General features: G+C 55.7%; 21 protein-coding genes. 16 read left to right on the top strand and 5 right to left on the bottom strand.

From position 1 onward, the window contains the following. The first annotated feature begins 7 nt into the window (after window positions 1–7). The gene (locus tag A11S_RS03030) at window positions 8–460 is read left to right on the top strand and encodes a DnaJ domain-containing protein (protein ID WP_015467010.1); all 453 of its coding nucleotides are present in this window, start codon (window positions 8–10) and stop codon (window positions 458–460) included. On the opposite strand, the gene A11S_RS03025 is transcribed toward A11S_RS03030, so the two are convergent. Beyond that, complete coding sequence (locus A11S_RS03025) at window positions 457–1,074, bottom strand: hypothetical protein (protein WP_015467009.1); 618 nt, start codon at window positions 1,072–1,074, stop codon at window positions 457–459. The genes A11S_RS03030 and A11S_RS03025 overlap by 4 nt on opposite strands. Window positions 1,075–1,203: 129 nt before the next feature. Here A11S_RS03025 and A11S_RS03020 point away from each other — a divergent pair, with 129 nt between their 5' ends. The 11 genes from A11S_RS03020 to A11S_RS02970 all read left to right on the top strand — a co-directional run bounded on the left by A11S_RS03020 (window position 1,204) and on the right by A11S_RS02970 (window position 9,726). Continuing rightward, on the top strand, window positions 1,204–2,103 hold the full coding sequence (locus tag A11S_RS03020; protein WP_015467008.1) for a UTP--glucose-1-phosphate uridylyltransferase: 900 nt from the start codon (window positions 1,204–1,206) through the stop codon (window positions 2,101–2,103). A gap of 12 nt (window positions 2,104–2,115) precedes the next feature. Further along, window positions 2,116–3,552 (top strand): phosphoglucomutase/phosphomannomutase PgmG, encoded by a 1,437-nt coding sequence (gene pgmG / locus A11S_RS03015; RefSeq protein ID WP_015467007.1) that lies wholly within the window; start codon window positions 2,116–2,118, stop codon window positions 3,550–3,552. A gap of 16 nt (window positions 3,553–3,568) precedes the next feature. After that, window positions 3,569–4,207: a histidine phosphotransferase family protein gene (locus tag A11S_RS03010; protein WP_015467006.1), complete on the top strand. Its 639-nt coding sequence runs from the start codon at window positions 3,569–3,571 to the stop codon at window positions 4,205–4,207. 153 nt (window positions 4,208–4,360) lie between these two features. Beyond that, entirely contained in the window at window positions 4,361–4,726 is a 366-nt protein-coding gene (locus A11S_RS03005) for a response regulator (RefSeq protein WP_015467005.1), read from the top strand. 6 nt (window positions 4,727–4,732) lie between these two features. After that, a complete protein-coding gene (locus tag A11S_RS03000; RefSeq protein WP_015467004.1) occupies window positions 4,733–5,593 on the top strand; it encodes a CheR family methyltransferase in 861 nt (286 codons plus the stop codon). A gap of 181 nt (window positions 5,594–5,774) precedes the next feature. After that, a complete protein-coding gene (locus A11S_RS02995) occupies window positions 5,775–6,404 on the top strand; it encodes a glycine zipper domain-containing protein (RefSeq protein ID WP_015467003.1) in 630 nt (209 codons plus the stop codon). Between the two features lie 24 nt (window positions 6,405–6,428). Beyond that, window positions 6,429–7,745, top strand: coding sequence for a hypothetical protein (locus A11S_RS02990; protein WP_015467002.1), 1,317 nt, complete (start codon window positions 6,429–6,431; stop codon window positions 7,743–7,745). A gap of 81 nt (window positions 7,746–7,826) precedes the next feature. Then, complete coding sequence (locus A11S_RS02985) at window positions 7,827–8,255, top strand: hypothetical protein (RefSeq protein ID WP_041802389.1); 429 nt, start codon at window positions 7,827–7,829, stop codon at window positions 8,253–8,255. Window positions 8,256–8,317: 62 nt separating this feature from the next. Continuing rightward, on the top strand, window positions 8,318–9,001 hold the full coding sequence (locus tag A11S_RS02980) for a hypothetical protein (RefSeq protein ID WP_015467000.1): 684 nt from the start codon (window positions 8,318–8,320) through the stop codon (window positions 8,999–9,001). Window positions 9,002–9,166: 165 nt separating this feature from the next. Next, complete coding sequence (locus A11S_RS02975) at window positions 9,167–9,517, top strand: hypothetical protein (protein ID WP_015466999.1); 351 nt, start codon at window positions 9,167–9,169, stop codon at window positions 9,515–9,517. 29 nt (window positions 9,518–9,546) lie between these two features. Then, window positions 9,547–9,726, top strand: a complete 180-nt coding sequence (locus A11S_RS02970; protein ID WP_015466998.1) for a hypothetical protein — start codon at window positions 9,547–9,549, stop codon at window positions 9,724–9,726. Between the two features lie 69 nt (window positions 9,727–9,795). Here A11S_RS02970 and A11S_RS02965 read toward each other — a convergent pair whose 3' ends face one another. Next, window positions 9,796–10,149 (bottom strand): I78 family peptidase inhibitor, encoded by a 354-nt coding sequence (locus A11S_RS02965; RefSeq protein ID WP_015466997.1) that lies wholly within the window; start codon window positions 10,147–10,149, stop codon window positions 9,796–9,798. Between the two features lie 96 nt (window positions 10,150–10,245). After that, window positions 10,246–11,274, bottom strand: a complete 1,029-nt coding sequence (locus tag A11S_RS02960) for a DUF6782 family putative metallopeptidase (RefSeq protein WP_015466996.1) — start codon at window positions 11,272–11,274, stop codon at window positions 10,246–10,248. A gap of 159 nt (window positions 11,275–11,433) precedes the next feature. Between A11S_RS02960 and lepA the strand changes: the two genes are divergently transcribed. The 3 genes from lepA to A11S_RS02945 all read left to right on the top strand — a co-directional run bounded on the left by lepA (window position 11,434) and on the right by A11S_RS02945 (window position 14,569). Further along, the gene (lepA, locus tag A11S_RS02955; protein ID WP_041802892.1) at window positions 11,434–13,242 is read left to right on the top strand and encodes a translation elongation factor 4; all 1,809 of its coding nucleotides are present in this window, start codon (window positions 11,434–11,436) and stop codon (window positions 13,240–13,242) included. A gap of 105 nt (window positions 13,243–13,347) precedes the next feature. Continuing rightward, window positions 13,348–13,941 (top strand): hypothetical protein, encoded by a 594-nt coding sequence (locus A11S_RS02950; protein WP_015466994.1) that lies wholly within the window; start codon window positions 13,348–13,350, stop codon window positions 13,939–13,941. A 205-nt stretch (window positions 13,942–14,146) separates the two neighbouring features. After that, the gene (locus tag A11S_RS02945) at window positions 14,147–14,569 is read left to right on the top strand and encodes an organic hydroperoxide resistance protein (RefSeq protein ID WP_015466993.1); all 423 of its coding nucleotides are present in this window, start codon (window positions 14,147–14,149) and stop codon (window positions 14,567–14,569) included. Window positions 14,570–14,654: 85 nt separating this feature from the next. On the opposite strand, the gene A11S_RS02940 is transcribed toward A11S_RS02945, so the two are convergent. Together A11S_RS02940 and A11S_RS02935 are read right to left on the bottom strand one after the other, a co-directional pair. Beyond that, the gene (locus A11S_RS02940) at window positions 14,655–15,596 is read right to left on the bottom strand and encodes an N-acetylmuramic acid 6-phosphate etherase (protein WP_015466992.1); all 942 of its coding nucleotides are present in this window, start codon (window positions 15,594–15,596) and stop codon (window positions 14,655–14,657) included. A 76-nt stretch (window positions 15,597–15,672) separates the two neighbouring features. After that, window positions 15,673–16,302 (bottom strand): hypothetical protein, encoded by a 630-nt coding sequence (locus tag A11S_RS02935; RefSeq protein ID WP_015466991.1) that lies wholly within the window; start codon window positions 16,300–16,302, stop codon window positions 15,673–15,675. 153 nt (window positions 16,303–16,455) lie between these two features. Here A11S_RS02935 and A11S_RS02930 point away from each other — a divergent pair, with 153 nt between their 5' ends. Then, window positions 16,456–17,199, top strand: coding sequence for an SIMPL domain-containing protein (locus tag A11S_RS02930; RefSeq protein ID WP_015466990.1), 744 nt, complete (start codon window positions 16,456–16,458; stop codon window positions 17,197–17,199). The last annotated feature ends 47 nt before the right edge of the window (window positions 17,200–17,246 follow it).

The following is a 17,246-nucleotide window of genomic DNA, read 5'->3' as shown; positions in this document are numbered from 1 at the left end:
AAAACCGATGCCTTACATTTTGGGGATTATCGCCCTTTTGCTGGCGCTGTATGGCCTGTATCAATTCATGCTGAACGCCAATACGCACCAGGTCAAAAGTCTGTTTCTGTCGGCTGGCGTTCTAGGCGTGGCGATTGCGGTCGTGTTGCTGGCACTGACCGGGCGGTTGCCGGCGGCTATGGGCGTGATTGCGGCCCTCGCCCCGATTATTATGGGAATATTGCGTGCTCGCAGCCCGCGCCACACACAAACAGAATCCCGCCCCCCGCGCAGTCAGGATCTCACCCGCGCCGAAGCATTGGAGATTTTGGGCCTGTCAGGGGAGCCAGAAGAAAACGAAATTCAGGACGCCTATCGCCGCCTGATGAAAGCCATGCACCCCGACCAGCAGGGCAGCCCGTGGGTGGCGGAACGGTTGAACGCCGCACGTGATCGGTTGTTGAAAAAGAAAAAGACCTAAACCCCCGGCCCGTCCACAAGCCCAAAGCGGCGCAGCAAATCCTGCCCCTGCGGCTCGGCTTTGACCGCTTCCTGACGGAACGCCTCTTCATCCATCGGGTACAATGCCCGCGCCCGTTGGGACACCGCGTCATTAAACTGCTCAACGCGCTCTTCGGACAGGGGTTTCATGTTGCTGATCCGCGCCAGCGGGTCCATGAAATTCGGATCACACACCAAAAGCTCGGCATTCTCGGGTTTCATCTGCACGAACAATGTCGGTTGCCCCCATTGGTCCGTACGCGGGTTATCCTCCATCGCTTCGGCCAGGGCATCATTTTCTAAAAACCCTTCCATGGCTTTTTGAATGGCCTGCGTGGCCCGGATCATATGGTCGCGAACGTCGGAAAATTCCGGGTCCTGTAATGTCTGGGTCATTGCCAGAAGGTATTTATTAGAGCGCATGCCGCTCATCATATTGCCCGCCGCATTGTTGAACATTTGCGCCACTTCGCTCTGCGCCTTTGGATCCTGTCGAACCCGGTCGCAAATCTGGTCCACCACGCGGGCATCCACCATGTCCCGCCCGGCCAGAAAATTCTCAACATCGCGTCGTGTTACATCTTCAGGTCCCATGAGCGAAATCTTATATAAGGGGCATTACCGAAACGTTAATACGGAAAAGAAAGACCCCACCCTTGAAAACCCCCCAGCCCTATGCCTTAATCCACCCACTTCATAATAACCTTTGGATTATGGCAACCGATGAGCACATCGAAACAGTGGAAGCCCATTCGTAAAGCCGTCCTGCCCGTTGCCGGGCTGGGCACGCGCTTCCTGCCCGCGACAAAAGTCATGCCGAAGGAAATGCTCCCCCTCGTCGACCGTCCGCTGGTCCAGCACGCGATTGAAGAAGCGCGCGATGCAGGCATTGATGAATTCGTCTTCATCACGGGCCGGTTCAAGGAAATGCTGGAAGAGCATTTTGATTACCAGCCCGAACTGGCCGCCCTGTTGGAAAAACGCGGCAAACCCGATCTGGCCGAAAAAGTCAAAACATCCGAAATTCCCGCCGGGCAATTGTTCCTGACGCGTCAACCCAAACCGTTGGGGTTGGGCCACGCCATCTGGTGCGCAAAGAAACTGATCGGCGATGATCCGTTTGCGATTTTGCTACCCGATGATGTGGTGCTGAACCCCGGTGGTCCTGGCTGCCTGAGCCAGATGATCCAGACTTATAATGAAACCGGCGGCAATCTGGTCGCCGTCATGGATGTGCCGCGCGAAAAAACGGCCAGCTACGGCATCCTTGATATCAAATCCGATGACGGTAAGCGCGTGGATATCAAGGGGCTGGTTGAAAAACCAAAGCCGGAAGACGCGCCCTCCACCCTGTCCATCATTGGCCGCTATATCCTGCAGCCAGAATTGTTCGCGTACCTCGACAAATTCGAAACGGGTGTCGGCGGAGAAATTCAATTGACCGACGCCATGGCCAATCTGATCGGCCAGCAACCGTTCCACGGCCTGCGTTATGACGGGCAGCGTTACGATTGCGGCAGCCGTGTTGGCTTTATCGAGGCCAACATCGCCTTTGCCATGCACGACCCGGAAATCGGTGACACTGTCAAATCCATCATAAAAAAACATGCCCAACATTTGTAAGGGGGATTACCAATGACAACCGCAAACACAGCGAAGAAAACAGAGATGGCACCAGCAGCTTTTAAATTCGATCAGGAAATCTTGCGCGAATACGACATTCGCGGTCAGGTCGGAAAAAACCTGTCCGAAGATGTGGCCTATGCTGTTGGCCTGTCCTATGGCACCTATGTCCGCCGCAAGGGTGGAAAAACGGTGGCGCTTGGTTTCGATGGCCGCGCATCCAGCCCGATTTTGTCGGCGGCTGTTGTGCGCGGTTTGATGGCCGTGGGATTGGATGTCACCGATATCGGCCTCGGCCCCACACCGATGCTGTATTACGCTGTCAAACATTTGAAAACCGATGCCGGGATTATGATTACCGGGTCGCACAACCCGTCCGATTACAACGGCTTTAAAATGACCCTGCAAACCGGCCCGGTGTACGGCCCGGCGGTGCAGGAGATTGGCCGCATCGCGCGTGAAGGCGATTACGAAACCGGCGAAGGCTCGATCAAAACATTTGATATTCAGGATATCTATGTCGACCGCCTGATGGCCGATTTGAAACAGACGAACAAGCCGTTGAACGTCGTCTGGGATTGCGGCAACGGCGCCGCCGGGGAAATCACCCGCCGCCTGACCAAGAAATTGCCGGGCAAGCATATCCTGCTGTTCGATGAAATTGATGGCACCTTCCCCAACCATCACCCGGACCCGACGGTCGACCACAATCTGGAAGATTTGATCAAGTGCGTCAAAGACAACGGCTTCGATCTGGGCATTGCCTTTGACGGCGACGCCGACCGCATTGGTGCCGTGGATGAAAAAGGCGGGATTTTGCGTTGCGACTCCCTCATCACCATTTACGCCCGTGACGTGCTGAAACGCCACCCGGGCGCGACCATTGTGGGTGATGTGAAATGTTCCCAGGTCATGTACGACGAAATCGCCCGCCTGGGCGGCAAGCCAGTGATGTGGAAAACCGGCCACTCACTGATCAAGGCGAAAATGGCGGAAGAAAAATCACCGTTGTCCGGTGAACTCTCCGGCCACATCTTCTTCGGTGATGGCTGGTACGGGTTTGATGATGGGCTGTATTGCGGCATTCGTTTGATGAATGCCGTGATTGACGCAAACGCCCCGGCCTCCACCCTGACCGCGCATTTGCCGCAAATCTTCAACACGCCGGAAATCCGGTTCGAAGTGGACGAAGTGAAGAAATTTGATCTGGTCGCTGCTGTCGTGGCCTCGGTCAAGGCACAGGCGCAAAAAGATCCGTCTATTGCCGTGAATGATATTGACGGCGCCCGCGTAAACACGAAAGATGGCTGGTGGCTGCTGCGCGCCTCCAACACGCAAAACGTGCTGGTCACCCGGGCAGAGGCCCAGAGCGCCGATGCACTGGAACGTCTGAAAGATATGGTTCGCACAGAAGTCGGGAAAATTGGTTATGACGTCAGCTTCGCTTAAGGAAAAAGAATCTCCCATGCACAACACAATGATCGACGCCACGGTTCTGGAATTGCTGGCATCCCGCATTTGCCACGATTTGATCTCTCCGGTCGGGGCCGTGAATAACGGCGTCGAATTTCTGGAAGACATGGGTGCCGATGCCGGGGACGAAGCCATCGCCCTGATTTCCATGAGCGCCCAGGCCGCCGCCGCGCGGTTGCAGGTGTTCCGCCTCGCCTATGGCGCGGGTGGCCGTGACCCCAATATCAAACCGTGGGACATTCACAAGACGTTCGACAATTTGATCACCGCCGATGGCAAGATCAAACAAAACTGGGACGCCCGCGCGGTGTTCGCCGATGTTGAGTTGCCGGAAGGGTTTTGCAAGATCCTGACCGCGACCCTGATGCTGGCCGCGGAATGCATGCCCAAGGGCGGTGCCATTGGCGTCACCCACGAAAACGGCGAAACCCGCGTGATTGCCGGCGGCCCCGACGCCGCCCCCCGCGCCCAGGTGAAGGAAGCCCTGGCCGTTGAACTGGACCCCGCCGATCTGGACCCCCGCTTGGTTCACCCGTTTGCCACCGGCATTCTGGGCCGTCAGTACGGATTGGACATCACCATTGAGAAAGCTGGCGACAGCATGGTAACGTTTTTGATCAAACGCGCCTAATTACACCCCCATTTTCCGAAACCCCGGACACATCCACTGGATCGGCCGGGGTTTTTGTTTGGGCATTAAATCCCCTTTAAGAAACAGATGCCTAGAATGGCCGGACGGGTGTTCCCCGTTTCTTTTGATTCATAATGATGCAGACGGGCCCCGATGAAATCATGTCTTGTGATCGACGACAGCCAGGTGGTGCGCAAAGTGGCGCGCCGTATTGCCGAACAGGCCGGGTTCAAATGTATTGAAGCCGATAACGGTGTCGAAGCCTTTGAAATCTGTGAAAGCGCCATGCCCGATGCCATCGTTCTGGACTGGAACATGCCATCGATGAGTGGCATCGAATTTCTGGAACGCCTGCGCGGCATGAAAAACGGTACGCACCCAAAGGTCATCCTCTGCTCCGCCGAAAACGATTCCTTTCATGTTGAACGTGCGATCAAGGCCGGGGCCGATGAATATGTGATGAAACCATTCGACAGTGAAATCTTGATGTCGAAATTCCTGCAAATCGGTTTGGGGTAGGTCAGAATGCGGCTGGCTGATTTTGAAATGTACCGCGAATTGTTACACCGGCACACCGGCGTCGATTTAACGCCGGATAAATCCTCGTTGCTGGATGCCCGATTGACCCCGATTGCAAAAAAATGGGGTTACCCGACATTTGAATCCATGACGATCGCCCTGCGCGGTGTGCCGGAAAACGCTTTAATCATCGACGTTGTCGAAGCGATGATGATGAACGAAACCATGTTCTTCCGCGACGCCCGCCCATTTGAAGATTTAAAAAACACAATCATCCCCTATCTGGCCAAGGAACGGGCGAAATATAAATCTCTACGCTTCTGGTCCGCGGGATGCTCAACCGGGGAAGAACCCTACTCCATCGCCATGGCGGTGAAGGAATGCGGCACGCCATTAAAGAACTGGGACATTGATATTATCGGCACCGATATATCGCACAGCGTTTTGTCAAAAGCCCGTGAAGGCCATTATTCGCAATTTGATGTGCAACGCGGCTTGCCCAGCCCGATGCTGATCAAATATTTTCATCAGGCCGATGGTGGCGGATGGCAGCTGGATTCATCAATCATGAGCATGGTTGATTTCCTGCATTCCAACCTGCTTGATCCAGTGCGCGATCTGGGGCCGTTTGATGTGATTTTCTGCCGTAATGTTTTATGCGCGATGGATGACGCGGCCAAAACCCGCATCCTCGACAACCTCGCCCGCACGCTGGAGCCGGATGGCTTCCTGGTTCTGGGGGATGAGGAAACCCTACCCACCGCATGTGTCTCTCTGCGCCCGCTGCCCGAACTGCCCGGCTTCTACGGTCCGGCCGATGGCACACATCGCATGGACCGGCTGGAAAAATTAAAGAAGACCAGCTAAGCCCGCCCCAACCCTGCACTTTAAAATCATTGCAAAACAGCACGTTAGCCCCAATCTCAAAATAAAATTATGTAAATTGTGAGATATTAAGACCTTGTTTACCTATTTTCCGTATGGTGAGGACACAATAACAAAAAGCAAAAAACATGTTTGTGTGACGGCAATTTGAGGGAGCGTAGCGATGGGTGCATTATCAACAACATTCAAACTGGCCGGCAAAGGGCTGGGATTAGGCATTTCCAACCCGATTAAAACGGGTATCGGCGCGACACTCGCTACCGACGTCGTCACTGGCCAAGGCATTGGCACAACCGCTGGCGGCCTGATCCCCGACGCCCTTGATCTGGGCCAAGAAGCCGCAACGAATTTCATTGCCGGCGCAACAGGGACAGCAAGCCCAGAAGCCGCGCAAGACCCGACCGTGTCCAGCGATGGAAGCACGATGAACCTCGGAAACACGTTCAATCAAAATGCAAACCCGATTGCAGGCCTGATGCAAAGCATGGGCGCTGCGTTTGGCAATAACCCAGGCGCCGCCATTGGCGCGGCGATTGGCGCACTCAGCGGTGATGGCATCATGGGCCGTATCGTCGGCATGATCATCGGTGCCGTTCTGGGTGGTGTGATTGGTAAATTCGCCGGCCCGGCTCTGAACGGCCTGATGAACAACGACGGCCCGCAAAGTGGCACCGCCGCCCAATTCAATCCGGCAGCTTTTGGCCTACCGAGCGGTCCTGCCCCGGCAGCGTTGCAAGCGGATATTGAACAACAACCGAAACCGGCCCCGCTGGCCTTCACCCCTGCTGGTTAAGGTTCAAACGAGGAGTACACCATTATGGCTGACATTCTCGCTTTGCCGCACATCGCTGATGATGCTCTTTTCGCTGGTGAACGCCTGATCGACAACGTCGCCGTCGCCGCAAAGGGTGGCGCCGGTGTTCTGTCCAAAATCGGACGTGTGGCGACAATTGGCGGAAAAGGTGTGCCTCTGCTGGGCGCAGCCTTTAACGGGGGGGCTTCCTACTTCGCCAACGAACGCGCCGAACTGGCCGCGGACACAGGCTTGATTTCACAAGACGCGATCAATCCAATTCGTGCAGCATTGGCAGGATACACAGCAACCGGATTTGGCGGTGTATTTGCCATGGCCGCAACCGAAACCGGCGGTGCAGTTGCATTTGATGCCCTGCTCTCTGAACTTGATGTGGATCCGGTCATGAGCCGTATGATCCGCCCGGAATTTGTTAGCGACATGGCCATGGACCCCAGCCTGAATGCTGAAGAATGGGCCCGTGTTGAACAAAAATATACACCGGACAACATGGCCAAAACCTATGCCGATATTCAAACGCGCTTTGAATTGCCCGCGAGCGTTAATCTGGGCCAAGGCCGCGTGATCAGCATGGCTGACGCCATCCGCAATGACGAAATTTTCGAAAAAATCGAAGATTATTATGATGACGCTGACAATGAAAAGGCCCTGCGCGGTTTGGAAGCCATGCGCATGGCCGCCAGCGCCGAAGCCACGGCCCAGCACTGGCTGACCACGTTCCGCCCGGAACAAGATCCGGATGGCGCACAATTGTCCGCCGCCGCGACGACAGAAGCCGCGCGCGAAGCCGAAGCCGCACAAATTCTGGCCGCCGAACGTGCACAACGGGATGCGCAGCAGCCACAACAAACAACGCCGCAGGCATCCTTTGCCCAGGCCGCACAAGCGCCAACGGCACCAACATCCACAGCTCCGGCTCCGCAGGCCGGACAACAGGCGGCAACACCGAATGCAGGTGCCACCATGGCCAACGGGTTTATGGACATGCTGGAACGCAATGGCGCATGGGGGTTGATCCCGGCGGTTCTGGCGTTGGGCACGATGAGCAATTTTTCCCAAGGCCGCGGCATGGGCGGCATGATCCAGGTCGCGATGACCACGTTGATCGTTGGCGCACTGATCTGGGGCGCGGAAAAAATGGGCCTGTCCGCACCGGGCATCAATACGGGCAGCCTGCGTGAAACCTTCGGCCTGAGCGCCAGTGGCCAGAGCGCAACCCCGCCACAACCCGCAGCGGTCGCGCAAATGCCGGATACGGAACAGGACGTGGCCCGCCGCACAGGCGTCAATTTGGCCTATGCTGCACCGACGCCGGGTTAATATGTGCCATTTCAAAGGATTAGAAACGGCGGAAAAGTTGTAATTCCGCCGTTTTTTCGTTAAGATACGGACATCACGACAATGAATGGAAGTACGGGTTTTAATATGGGCGCACAGGACGAAGAATTCGGCTTTAGCCTTGGTGACGATGACATCGTCAAATCCGCCCCCGTCTATCCACCGGCGCTGGCCAATATGGAAGTCGATATTGTCGTGAACAAGAATTCAGAGGTTTGGATTCTGCACAACAAACCGTTTGAAGAAAGCATCGCCTGGATCGAATTTGATGCTGATGACGACACGCTGACCTTTGTGTCCTATCGCGGAACGGTGAAGGGATTGGGCGCGAAGATTCAGGCCCCGGTGCGCAAATATTTATACAATGCCAAGCGCGTGTTTTTGATCCAGACCGAAGGCGGAAAGATTTACGATTTTTTCAATGTGGCACTGGTCGTGCGTGACGCCAGCACCAAGGACAAAGACCCAAAGAATAAAAAGCGGAGCGCGTAAAAATCCGGATCACGCAAAAAACAAAAACGGTACAAAGTTTGAGGATGTGAAAGGAATAAAAAATGCTGGGACTTCTTTTAGGCGCTGGAAAATTTGCACTGCGTCACCCGTTCCTGACCGGGACCGTGGCGCACGTGGCCACCGATGGTAAATCTACTCAAATGGCCATGGACGCGGCCAAGCCCGTCATGGACAAGGGCATGGAAATCGCTGGCGACCAGCTGGCGGGCCCGATCATGGAACGCATGGGCATCCCGACCGACGCGCTCGCCGCCCTGACCGGTGGCATGGATGGGCTGCAGGACAAACTGAAGGGCATGTGGGGTGGTCTGGGCGAACAGATTGAATCCCTGTTGAAAGTTCTCGTCTCCTTCTTGGTGGAGGCTCTGGGCGGTCTGGTCGATACGCTGGTGCCGAATGCCCACGCGGCTTATGCACCAACCGGCGCAAAGGCCGAAGGCCCGCAGGCCATCATTCAAGGTACAGGCCGTCTGGCCGCCGATCTGGCCGCCAGTACCGCGGGGTTGGACCCGACAACGGCCGAAGGCCGCAACGCCATGAACCGCGACGAGGTCTTCCGCGTTCCGCATGACGGATCAACCGACATTGTCAAAACGCCGGTGGGCGAAATGACCAGCCCGGCCCGCGCCGAACGCGAAGCCGCCTTCCAGCAACAACAGCAGGCCAAAGCCCCGGACACAGCCCTGGGCAATCGCGGCCTGAGCATGGATGATGTGACGCTCTAATCATACCATTGCACGCCGAATCCAAAACGGGGCCCGGTGGGTCCCGTTTTTCTTTGCCAATATCTTGAAAATAAGGGGGTAACCCATCGGCATATTCACCATGATTTAACTATTTTCAGGTGAAATGGGCGCAGATAACGGGCTTTTTGAAAAGAGACAAAACCCATGACATTTTTTAACAATCCGGCCACCGATACCATCACGCCGCCCGCCTATAGCGAGATTACCGATTCCAAATTTCATCTGGAACTGGCCGTGAATGACGCGGGCCGCTTGATCGTGTTTCATTCCCGCCCCTTCACCAAACGCCTGTCATGGCTGGAATTTGATATGACGAACAGCAAGCTGGATTTCATCATGAATGATGGCGACGTACGCCAATTTGGCGTCCCCGTTCACGGTGACCTGGCCAAGCTGATGCAAAACACCTACCAGATTATGGTGGTGCAAGTGGACGAAGATACGATGGAGCCGGAAGAGGCGGTCAAAAAAAAAAAAAAAAAAAACAGCCACTAAGATATAAAAAAGAATAGAGGGGATTGATCATGAGCAACCGTCTGAAAGACAACGTCATCGGCAATATCGTACAGGCCCAAAGCCTGCACCCTTTGATCGCCGAGGCCGCCATCAGCACCCATCTGGGCGGACAGGATTTGAACGCATCGGCGCAGGCCACCAATACGCCCGCCCCGTCGGCACCGAAAAACGATACGCCGTCGATGTAACACATCGCGCACACGCATAAAAAAAGCCGCTGACATGATCAGCGGCTTTTTCTTTATCTCATCCCCGCATTAACCACAGGTCACGCTGATGATCTGGCCGTTATCATCATGGATAACATTGACGCGGTCATGGCGGTAATCCATCGTCGCCGGGCTATCCTTGCCCAAAATGCGGACAACGCGGCCCAGCTTGCGCAACTCTTCTTCAGCGGCGGCCACTTCTTTGCCGATCCACTGGTCAAATTCGCACACCATTTCCTCAACAGCCACATCCGGGTTGGCGGCCACTTCTTCATGGGCCATCCTCCCCTGCCCCGCGACCGAGCCAGAAGGTTTCACAACGGAATAAATCACCACGGCAACAACCAGAATGGCGATCACCACCGGGAAGGTCAGGGCAAAATTACGAATCTTACGGTCCATAAGGGGCCTCATTGGGTTGGGTTCGTCAGAAAAATACCGCCCCCATGTACCACCGGGGCAACAACTTTGCAATTCCATTATAAATATGGAAAAAGCTTACGCCGATGGGCGCGGCCATGACGGGCATGCGTCTTTTGTCTTGCCCAATTTGCGGTCTTGCAAACAATCCTGCGCCGCCTTCATATCCCGCCAATCCTGATCCGTGAAACTGGCCCGGATAAATTTTTTCAGGTCACTGGTCATGTAATTGCCGTACGATCCCATATCGCCCAACTTCGACAACATCTGGTCATGCACCAAAATCTGGCGGGGTTTCGCGGGATCATACGGCGCACTGAACGTTACAATGGCTTTGATGAAATCAGGATCATACAGGTCGATCAGTTCGCGGCTTTGGCGAAACGCCTTGATCGCGGCGGCCATTTCTGCGGCACGATCATCAGGGTTTTGAACTTGAGCCGCAATCATCGCATAAATCATCGGGCGATAGGCCGAATCCGCCATCAACCGCTCCATCTGGCTCAGGTCACCATTCCGATGTGCTTCGCGCGCCGATAAAATGGTCACCAATCGCGCATCGGCTTCGGTCAACCACGCCACGATCATGCGCTCGGCTTCCGGGATATTGCCCTCAGCCAGAAAGTTCACGCCCAGAACTTCCTGTACCCTGTGGCGGGCTTCATGCACCATGGTTGTGGTCAGCATGTCGGGATCCACGCTGGGGTTCAAATCCACCCGGCGGCGGCCCAGAATATAGGCCCCGACAGTCCGGTTGCCGTTGGGTTTCGGCACGGCCATGGCCGGGTTGAAACAGGCACGCAGCCCCTCCGCCAAGGCGGTGGCCATTGTGGCCCGCCCAATATCCGTTTCCTGCGCCCGTTTTTCGATGCGCAGCAATGACATTGTTTTCGGGTCCACGGCGGGGTAGTGCGCCGAGCCCAAAGCAATACAAGTCAAATCAAGTGGTTCCGCCAGCGGCATTCCCACCCCGCCCGCATTTGCGGGGTCATACGCCCCAACCATGCCGCGCAACAACCAAAGCCCGAGCGCAAAGCCCGCGGCGGCAAAAAAGGCCTGATTCTGCCATGACTGGCCGGGCCGATGGGGCGGCGGCAAAGGTTTCATTGGATGGTCCCTGTCCTTAGGTTTTTTATTTTGCCCCACCATTACCATAAACAGACCGATGCCACCAGCCCCTCAAAACCCCGCTTTCCCGTCATTCTGACCGGGGATAAACGCGGGAAATCGTTGCTTTTTCGGGGCCAGATCCCTATTGTCCCGGCCATGAGCAAGCCCCTTTCTGAAATTCGCAACTTTGCGATTATCGCCCACATCGACCACGGGAAATCCACCCTGGCCGATCGTCTGATTCAAACCTGCGGCGGCCTGGCCGAGCGGGAGATGAAGGAACAAGTTCTCGATAACATGGAGATCGAACGCGAACGCGGCATCACCATCAAGGCGCAGACCGTGCGCCTGAACTGGACCGCCAAGGACGGCGTGACGTACCAGCTCAACCTGATGGACACGCCGGGCCACGTTGACTTCGCATACGAAGTATCACGCTCGCTCGCCTCGTGCGAAGGCTCCCTCCTCGTCGTCGACTCGACGCAAGGGGTTGAGGCGCAAACGCTGGCCAACGTGTATCAGGCCATCGACAACAATCACGAAATCATCACCGTCATTAACAAGATCGACCTGCCCGCCGCCGACGTTGAACGCGTGCGCACGCAGATCGAAGATGTGATCGGCATTGATGCATCCGACGCCGTGTGCGTGTCGGGTAAATCGGGCTTGAACATCACCGATTTGCTGGAAGCCATTTGCGAACGCCTGCCGCCGCCGAAGGGTGATGTGACCGCGCCGACCAAGGCCCTGCTGGTTGATTCATGGTACGACCCGTATCTGGGCGTTGTCATTCTGGTCCGCGTGATTGATGGCACCCTGCGCAAGGGTCAGAAGATCAAGTTTATGAGCAACGGCGCCACGCGCGAAGTGGAACGCGTGGGTATCTTCACGCCGAAACACGTGATGGTCGACGAACTGGGCCCCGGTGAAATGGGCTTCATCACCGCGGCGATTAAGGACATTTCCGAAACCAACGTTGGTGACACGATTACGGACGAACGCAAACCGGCGGCGCAGGCCCTGCCCGGCTTCAAACCGTCTGTGCCGATGGTGTTCTGTTCCCTGTTCCCGGTCGATTCATCCGAATTCGAAAAATTGCGGGAATCGATTGGCAAGCTGAAACTGAACGATGCGTCGTTGCACTACGAACCAGAAAGTTCGCAGGCCTTGGGCATGGGTTTCCGTTGCGGCTTCCTCGGCCTGCTGCACATGGAGATTATTCAGGAACGACTGGATCGTGAATTCGACCTCGACCTGATCCCGACGGCACCCAGCGTTGTTTATAAAATTCACAAGACCGACAAAACGATCATGGAATTGTACAACCCCGCCGACATGCCGGACGTTGTACGCATTGATAAGATCGAAGAACCGTGGATCCGCGCCACCATCCTGACCCCGGATGAATATCTGGGCAGCCTGTTGCAATTGTGTCAGGAACGCCGCGGATCACAGATCGAGCTGACCTATGTCGGCAACCGCGCCATGCTGGTTTACCGCCTGCCGCTGAACGAAGTGATTTTCGATTTCTATGACCGCCTGAAATCCATTTCGCGTGGTTACGCCAGCTTCGATTACCAGATGGATGGGTACGAAGAAGGCGATCTGGTGAAAATGGACGTTCTGGTGAACCAGGAATCCGTCGACGCGCTGGCCATGATCGTCCACCGGTCCCAGGCCGAACGCCGCGGCCGCCATCTGTGCGAACGATTGAAAGACCTGATCCCGCGCCAGATGTTCAAAATCGCGATCCAGGCCGCCATCGGTGGCAAAATCATCGCCCGCGAAGACATCTCCGCCTTCCGCAAGGACGTGACCGCCAAATGCTACGGCGGCGACGCCACCCGGAAACGCAAACTGCTGGAAAAGCAGAAAAAGGGTAAGTTGAAAATGCGCCAGTACGGCAACGTCGAAATCCCGCAGACGGCGTTTATTGCGGCCCTTAAAATGGGTGATGAGAAGTGACAGAAAACTTAGCGACGTAGTCGCTTAGGTTTCTGTCATCCCCGCGAAAGCGGGGATCCATAGGATGTTTCCTGCGTACACAAAAACAAAAAACAGGGAAAAGCCATGGCAAGAAAAACCACCCGCCTGCAAACCATTGCCCTTGATTCCATGAAAACATGGATTCACAAAAAAATACTGGAAATCGCCGAACCGCCACGCGCAGAATCGTGTGACGATAAAATTGAATGCATTGTCAGCAAGGCGCTTGATTGGCGGCGCGATTACACCACGGCGCTCACCATGGCCTTAGGGTTCAAAACGGAACAAGATTATCAATCGGCCCTCGATGCATTGCAAAAACGCATCGATGAAGAAGACGCAAAGGGTAAAGACCTCCTGCGAACCCTCTTCAGCACAGTCAACGCGGACGAGTTCAACAATGCCGCACAAGACCTTTTTCAAGCCGACATTCTCTTGGGGCAGCATGTTTTCTTAAAGAAAATACAGCGCGTTTTTTCTTACTTGAATGGCACATTAACCGATCAAAACGAATTGCGGCACATCACCCCACTCACTAAAAATAGCGACACAGCGAACCTGTTCGATATTTTAAAAGATCAAGGTACATTTGACGAATGGCAAAATTTGATTGCGAAATTGCCAAAGACACGCCGTACCCTGTACAAAAATCACTGGGACACACTAAACCCATCATAGTCCTTGTCCGTCACCCCGGCGAAGGCCGGGGTCCATACGGTCCATCCACTGGATACCGGCCTGCGCCGGTATGACGGGCATTATGGCTCCAACGAATCTCATTCGTGTGAATTCGTGTCCATTCGTGGTTTACACCCCCTCTTGACGCCCCCACCCCATCGGCCCATCATCAATCCCGGAATTTACAACCATAGAGGAGAACACCATGGCTATCGAAAAACTGCTTTATACCGCTGTCGCAACCGCAACCGGTGGCCGGGATGGCAAGGCGTCCACGCCGGATGGTGTGTTGAATGTCACGCTGGCCAAGCCCGTCGAAATGGGCGGCAATGGCGCGGGTGTAAACCCGGAACAAATGTTCGCCGCCGGGTATTCCGCATGCTTCCTGGGTGCAATGAAATTTGTTGCAGGCCAAGACAAAATTGACGTCCCCGCCGATACATCCATCACCGGCCATGTTGGCATTGGCACCATTCCGGGTGGATTTGGGTTGCAGGTTGAATTGAAAATCTCCCTGCCCGGCATGGACCGCGCGGTGGCCGAGGCTCTGGTCGCCAAGGCGCATACTGTTTGCCCATATTCCAACGCGACACGCGGAAATATTGATGTGACGCTGACGGTCGTATAAACAACACAAGATCGAACAAACACAAAGCCCCGGTTTAAACCGGGGCTTTTTTATTCATGAACCACGAATGGACACGAATAAACACTCACGGTTTCGGCGGTGATAAATTCAGCGCGCGAATGGCCGCACGCAAATTATCGTCATTATGCTCCAACGCCGCATGGGCCGATGTGACACCAGCCCCCAGCGCGACGAGGATCGCGGGCTTCACCCGCCCCTGCACCGCGTTCAAGGCCATTTCGGCTTCTTTCGCGTTGCATCCCGTCACATGGCGCACCATGCGGGCGGCGCGTTTCATCAATTTGTCGTTGGTCGCGCGCATATCCACCATCAACCCGTCATAAACGTGGTTCAGGCCGATCATGATTTGCGTGGAAATCATATTCAGGGTGATTTTCTGCGCGGTGCCGGCCTTCATCCGAGTGGACCCGGCAATCGCCTCGGCCCCCGTGTTCAGGCAGATGGAAAATTCCGCCGCGTCCAGCAACGGGGCATTTTCGCTGTTGGCGATGCCGATCGTTGTGGCACCCAACATGCGCGCGCGTTTCAACGCCGCGATGGTGAATGGCGTCGTGCCGCTGGCTGCCATGCCGATGACGACATCACCGGGTTTGACCTTCAGACGGATAATCGCCACTTCGGCGCGGCGTGTATTATCCTCCGCGCGTTCGACCGCTTTCAATACCGCCTTCAACCCGCCCGCCATGACATAGGCCACACGATCGGTCGGCCAGTTGAATGTGGGGGTCAGTTCACTGCCATCCTGAATGCCGATGCGGCCCGATGTGCCCGCCCCGACATACACCAACCGCCCGCGCGGATTGGTCCGCAGCGCTTCGGTCGCGGCCTTTACGGCCTTATCAATATCGGGGATGGCGGCGTCCACCGCTTTGATCGCTTCGGCCTGCGCCTGGAGCTGCATCTGCAACGCGTCCGTGACCGGAAGGTGATCAATCCCCGCAAAACGCGGGTCAAAGGCCTCGGTTGCGGGCAAGGATGGGCTGTCTTCGGTTTTTTTCGACGTCATGGCAGGGAATCGCTTTGGCAACGGGTTCAGATGACCCCGTCATCATAAACAATTCAAACCGGATGGTGCAAGGCACCTAGGGCACCAGAATACCGTCGCCCCCCATGCGTTTGACCAGTTCCGGCCCAAACCGCCCCGCCAGCGCATTAAAATCGGCCCCGGTGGACCCGCGAATGGTGAATTGCCCGGTCCAAAGCGTGCGGTAATGCGGCAGGGCGTACAGGGTTGCATCATACGCGGCGACAGGTTCGCGGATAAAATACCCCCCATCGATCACGCCGGGGACATTGTAAAAATCGCCATACCCGCTGTGATACCGGGAATACCGACGATGGCCGGGATAATAGCTGGGCGGGATATACTCCTCCACCACCTTCTTCTGCTTGGGTGTAATCACCAAAACCGCATCGGTGCCGCTGTTCATGATTTTGCGTTTGCTGGCGGCGTCGCCGATATCACGCGTGGGTGGCAATAAATCAATCGACCGTCCCGCCGATATGCCCGATGACGTCAACGCCGCGACCGCCGATCCCTCCAACGCCTGACGCTCACCCAGATCATCAGTTTTCACCTGCACCACCATGCTGTGGACACTGCCCGGTTTAAATCCCGGGTCGGTAAAGCTGGACCCCACTGTGCGCGTGGTGGGCGCACAGGATACAAGGATCAACGCGGTGACAATAAGGGCGAAGAATGATCGGGTCATGTGGGGCTCCTGACCCCAATAAGAATGCGCTCTTTCCCTCTATATTCAAGAGGATAGGTGCTATCGTATTGAAAGTCTTAAAAAAGCCCTTTTCTCCGGCTGAAATGCTTCTATCATTTCTATGCCTTTCAACACCAACCAAGGATACCCCGTATGCGCGCTTTCATTCTTCCCGCTCTGGCCCTGGCCACATTCACCTTCACGCCCGCCGCCTTCGCACAGGATGCCACGCGCTTGCCCGCCGCCGGGGAAACATTGTTGAATGTCGCCGCCACCGAACGTGTCGAAGTGCAACAGGATTTGTTGATCGCCAATTTGCGCGTGGAGATGGAGGGCACCGATCCCGCCATCCTGCAAAACGAAATCAACACGATCATGAAAAACGCGGTTGAAAAATCCAAGGCCGTCACCGATGTCAAAACATCCACCGACGGTTATTACGTGTACCCGTACGACCCGAACCCGCAGCCGGTTGAAAAAGGCGTCACGCCGAAGAAAGAACAAAAATGGCGCGGCAGCCAGGGCATCACGATCAGCGGCAAAAACCCGCAAGCCCTGCTGGAACTGGCCGGTGAATTGCAAGCGATAGGTTTGGTCATGGGTGGGTTGAATTACACCCTGTCCCCCGAGGCCACCGAAACCGCCCGCGATTCATTGATGGAAGCCGCGTTGGCCAAGGTGCAGACCAAAGCCGACCGCGCGGGCAAAGCCCTGGGCAAAACCAAAGTTGAATTGGTCGAAGTCAGCGTCGATTCCGCCATGCCATCCTATCCGCAGCCGATGATGATGCGGGCCATGGCATCGGACGGCATGATGGAAAAAGGCGCCGCCCCCACCGCCGAACCAGGGATGAGCGAAATCACCCTGACCGTTACGGCGCGGGCTTTGCTGAAATAAGGGCGCCATTGACATAAATCGTCTTTTTAAAGACCTCCCGCAAACGC

Origin of the sequence: Micavibrio aeruginosavorus EPB (genome assembly GCF_000348745.1) — a bacterium.
Taxonomy (GTDB): Bacteria; Pseudomonadota; Alphaproteobacteria; order Micavibrionales; family Micavibrionaceae; genus Micavibrio; species Micavibrio aeruginosavorus_A.
This window is presented reverse-complemented; position numbering and strand designations above follow the sequence as displayed.

What these genes read in the sequence shown, in the direction of transcription:
- A11S_RS03030 (WP_015467010.1), top strand. Translation starts at nt 8, where the DNA reads ATGCCTTACATTTTGGGGATTATCGCCCTTTTGCTGGCGCTGTATGGC.
- A11S_RS03025 (WP_015467009.1), bottom strand. Translation starts at nt 1,074, where the DNA reads ATGGGACCTGAAGATGTAACACGACGCGATGTTGAGAATTTTCTGGCC.
- A11S_RS03020 (WP_015467008.1), top strand. Translation starts at nt 1,204, where the DNA reads ATGAGCACATCGAAACAGTGGAAGCCCATTCGTAAAGCCGTCCTGCCC.
- pgmG (WP_015467007.1), top strand. Translation starts at nt 2,116, where the DNA reads ATGACAACCGCAAACACAGCGAAGAAAACAGAGATGGCACCAGCAGCT.
- A11S_RS03010 (WP_015467006.1), top strand. Translation starts at nt 3,569, where the DNA reads ATGCACAACACAATGATCGACGCCACGGTTCTGGAATTGCTGGCATCC.
- A11S_RS03005 (WP_015467005.1), top strand. Translation starts at nt 4,361, where the DNA reads ATGAAATCATGTCTTGTGATCGACGACAGCCAGGTGGTGCGCAAAGTG.
- A11S_RS03000 (WP_015467004.1), top strand. Translation starts at nt 4,733, where the DNA reads ATGCGGCTGGCTGATTTTGAAATGTACCGCGAATTGTTACACCGGCAC.
- A11S_RS02995 (WP_015467003.1), top strand. Translation starts at nt 5,775, where the DNA reads ATGGGTGCATTATCAACAACATTCAAACTGGCCGGCAAAGGGCTGGGA.
- A11S_RS02990 (WP_015467002.1), top strand. Translation starts at nt 6,429, where the DNA reads ATGGCTGACATTCTCGCTTTGCCGCACATCGCTGATGATGCTCTTTTC.
- A11S_RS02985 (WP_041802389.1), top strand. Translation starts at nt 7,827, where the DNA reads ATGAATGGAAGTACGGGTTTTAATATGGGCGCACAGGACGAAGAATTC.
- A11S_RS02980 (WP_015467000.1), top strand. Translation starts at nt 8,318, where the DNA reads ATGCTGGGACTTCTTTTAGGCGCTGGAAAATTTGCACTGCGTCACCCG.
- A11S_RS02975 (WP_015466999.1), top strand. Translation starts at nt 9,167, where the DNA reads ATGACATTTTTTAACAATCCGGCCACCGATACCATCACGCCGCCCGCC.
- A11S_RS02970 (WP_015466998.1), top strand. Translation starts at nt 9,547, where the DNA reads ATGAGCAACCGTCTGAAAGACAACGTCATCGGCAATATCGTACAGGCC.
- A11S_RS02965 (WP_015466997.1), bottom strand. Translation starts at nt 10,149, where the DNA reads ATGGACCGTAAGATTCGTAATTTTGCCCTGACCTTCCCGGTGGTGATC.
- A11S_RS02960 (WP_015466996.1), bottom strand. Translation starts at nt 11,274, where the DNA reads ATGAAACCTTTGCCGCCGCCCCATCGGCCCGGCCAGTCATGGCAGAAT.
- lepA (WP_041802892.1), top strand. Translation starts at nt 11,434, where the DNA reads ATGAGCAAGCCCCTTTCTGAAATTCGCAACTTTGCGATTATCGCCCAC.
- A11S_RS02950 (WP_015466994.1), top strand. Translation starts at nt 13,348, where the DNA reads ATGGCAAGAAAAACCACCCGCCTGCAAACCATTGCCCTTGATTCCATG.
- A11S_RS02945 (WP_015466993.1), top strand. Translation starts at nt 14,147, where the DNA reads ATGGCTATCGAAAAACTGCTTTATACCGCTGTCGCAACCGCAACCGGT.
- A11S_RS02940 (WP_015466992.1), bottom strand. Translation starts at nt 15,596, where the DNA reads ATGACGTCGAAAAAAACCGAAGACAGCCCATCCTTGCCCGCAACCGAG.
- A11S_RS02935 (WP_015466991.1), bottom strand. Translation starts at nt 16,302, where the DNA reads ATGACCCGATCATTCTTCGCCCTTATTGTCACCGCGTTGATCCTTGTA.
- A11S_RS02930 (WP_015466990.1), top strand. Translation starts at nt 16,456, where the DNA reads ATGCGCGCTTTCATTCTTCCCGCTCTGGCCCTGGCCACATTCACCTTC.